This window comes from Marinitenerispora sediminis (assembly GCF_003336425.1).
Lineage (GTDB): Bacteria > Actinomycetota > Actinomycetes > Streptosporangiales > Streptosporangiaceae > Marinitenerispora > Marinitenerispora sediminis.
The window spans coordinates 1-2,215 of the sequence record NZ_QEIO01000288.1; the positions used below are offsets into that span (position 1 = coordinate 1).

Below are 2,215 nucleotides of genomic sequence, written 5' to 3' on the forward strand. Positions count from 1 at the left end.
CCGCTGCGGGCCGGGCGGAGGAGCACATGGCCCAGAGCGGCGGCGGCCCTCTCGATCCCGGCCCCGGCCAAGCCTTTGTCCCCCACGATCGGGCACGGCTCCGGGCGCGCACCGCTGCACGTGGAGCAGGTGCACCGCCTGCTTGTGTCCGTCCAGTTCCTTGGGGCGGGCCAGGCAGAACGCGGCCACGGCTGCGTCTGCGGTGGTGATGAGCAGGAGGTTGGCGCCCCAGGAGAAAGCGTGGTGGGACGTGTCCATGCCCTAGCCGGCGATCCCGCCCAGGCCCCGGCGGTTCACCGTCACGCGGGAGGCTGCGCTGTGCGGCGGGGTGCCGTCCAGCAGCCGGAGCCTGTCATGCCAGGTGGGCAGAGCCCGGGACAGCCGCATCGCCGCCGCGTGCAGGGCCGGGGCTGTGCGCGGCCACCGGCGCTGGGAGTCGCGGCCCGGGAGCACATGGGCCACGGCCACGCAGACCGGTCCGGCGTTGGCGAGCACCTGGGGGCCGCGGTTGTGTCCGAGGCGGGTCGAAGGGAGGACGTGGTCGTCGAGACGGACGTAGCAGCGCGGTGAGAAGGGCGTCCACGCCAGTCTTCCCACACCGGTCCCGGGCGCCCTTCACCATGCCCGCAGCCAGTTCAGCAAACCCCAACAACAATCGAGGTCCGGTTCTTTGGTTCGGCTGCGGTGGGGGGCGGCCTCGCTGGTGGCCATGCAGCCACCGGCGAGCCCGTCCGCCGCTACGGACGCTCCCGGCCCGGCGAACTCGGCCACGTCTCCGACGGCGGTGGCCACAAGGCCCTCGGCCGCGCAGCAGGGCGGGCAAGCCACGACCGCCGCGAGGGCACCGGATACGCCCACGCACGCCACCGTGGACGACCGTCCCCGCCTCGCCCCCACCAGGCACCTGCCCGGCGGGAGGGCCGCCACCGCGGCCTTCCTCCCACGAGCGACCGCCTGGTCCGCGCAGCAGGGCGTCGCCATCCAGCGGGTCCTGACCGACAACCCCCTGGGCCTCCACCAAGAACACCTGGCGCGCTATCTGCCCCGACCTGGGCATCGGTCCCCGCTGGACCCGGCCGCGGCGACCCCAGACCAACGGCAAGGTCGAACGCTTCCCGCACCCTGCGAGAAGAACGGGCCTACCACCGACCCCACACCGGCATCGAACGCGGCGAATGGCGCGGTGCGCCATCGGCGGTCCCGCGCTGCCCCGCGGTTGCCTTCACGCAGCGGCCGGGGCCACGCGCTCGCCTCCGGGGCGGCGTCCGGCTGACGACCGCGTCGCCCTCGCGCAGCCGTGCGGACGCGGTCCGGACGCCATCGGCGTCCGAACGCGAGCGCCCTGTTCTGGTCCTCGACGTCCGCACCGGTCACCACGATCGACGACAGCTGCCTCTCCGGCACCGTGCGGAAGCCCGTGCCGGGGTGCCCGTGCGGCGGCACGCGGCCGCCGCCGCGGTGACACCCGTGCGCTCGGCCGCGGCCGCTTCGGCGGCGTACCCGCGCGGCGCGGCACCGCGGGGTGGCGCGCCGACTTGATCTCCAGCTAACTGGAGGGAGCAGGCTCACGGCATGACCTTCACACCTGCCGAGCCCCCGGCGGTCGCGGACACGTCGGCGGAGCGCGCTGGCGACGTCGCCGCGATCACCCGGGTGGTCAAGGACGTCGAGACCGCGTACAACACCAACGACCCCGACCTCATGACCGCGCACTTCGCCCGGGACGCCTCGGCCGTCAACGCCGTGGGCGTGCGGCTGACCGGACGGGACGAACTACTTGAGGCGAACCGGCGGGGACTCGCCGGCTTCCTCAAGGACGAGTACGTCCGCTACGACGTCAGCGACGTCGTCTTCCTCCGCCCCGACGTCGCGCTCGCGTACAAGGAGGCCCGCGCGACCACGGCCGACGGGGAGCTCATCGACCGCGATCCGGCTATGGTCGCGCTCTACGTGCTCGTCCGGGAGCACGGCCGCTGGTGGGTGGCCGCGCGCCAGAACACCCTCGTGCCGTCCTGATCCCGCCCACCGGGGCCGCGCGGTCGACGGACCGCGCGGCCCCGGCGTCGTTCCCCCCCCTTGACCAACACGAATGAATACTCGTATTTTGAGGCGTCAGGAAAACACGAGCGAATCATCGCGTTCTCTCCGGGCGCGCGAGTGCCGTCCCCTCGGCGCCGCCCGGTACGTCCCGCCGGCCCCGGCCGCGCGCCCCCTC

1 protein-coding gene and 2 pseudogenes are annotated in these 2,215 nt (G+C 73.9%); 2 read left to right on the plus strand and 1 reads right to left on the minus strand.

Going from position 1 to position 2,215, the window contains the following annotated elements; genetic code table 11:
* Positions 1-622 (minus strand): annotated as a pseudogene (locus DEF28_RS29265) (IS982 family transposase); the annotation flags it as partial.
* Positions 623-696: 74 nt separating this feature from the next.
* Between DEF28_RS29265 and DEF28_RS28680 the strand changes: the two are divergent.
* Together DEF28_RS28680 and DEF28_RS26320 are read left to right on the plus strand one after the other, a co-directional pair.
* Positions 697-1,158, plus strand: a pseudogene (locus tag DEF28_RS28680) (integrase core domain-containing protein); the annotation flags it as partial.
* Positions 1,159-1,572: 414 nt separating this feature from the next.
* Positions 1,573-2,016: an SgcJ/EcaC family oxidoreductase gene (locus tag DEF28_RS26320; RefSeq protein WP_114400891.1), complete on the plus strand. Its 444-nt coding sequence runs from the start codon at positions 1,573-1,575 to the stop codon at positions 2,014-2,016.
* Positions 2,017-2,215 lie beyond the last annotated feature (199 nt).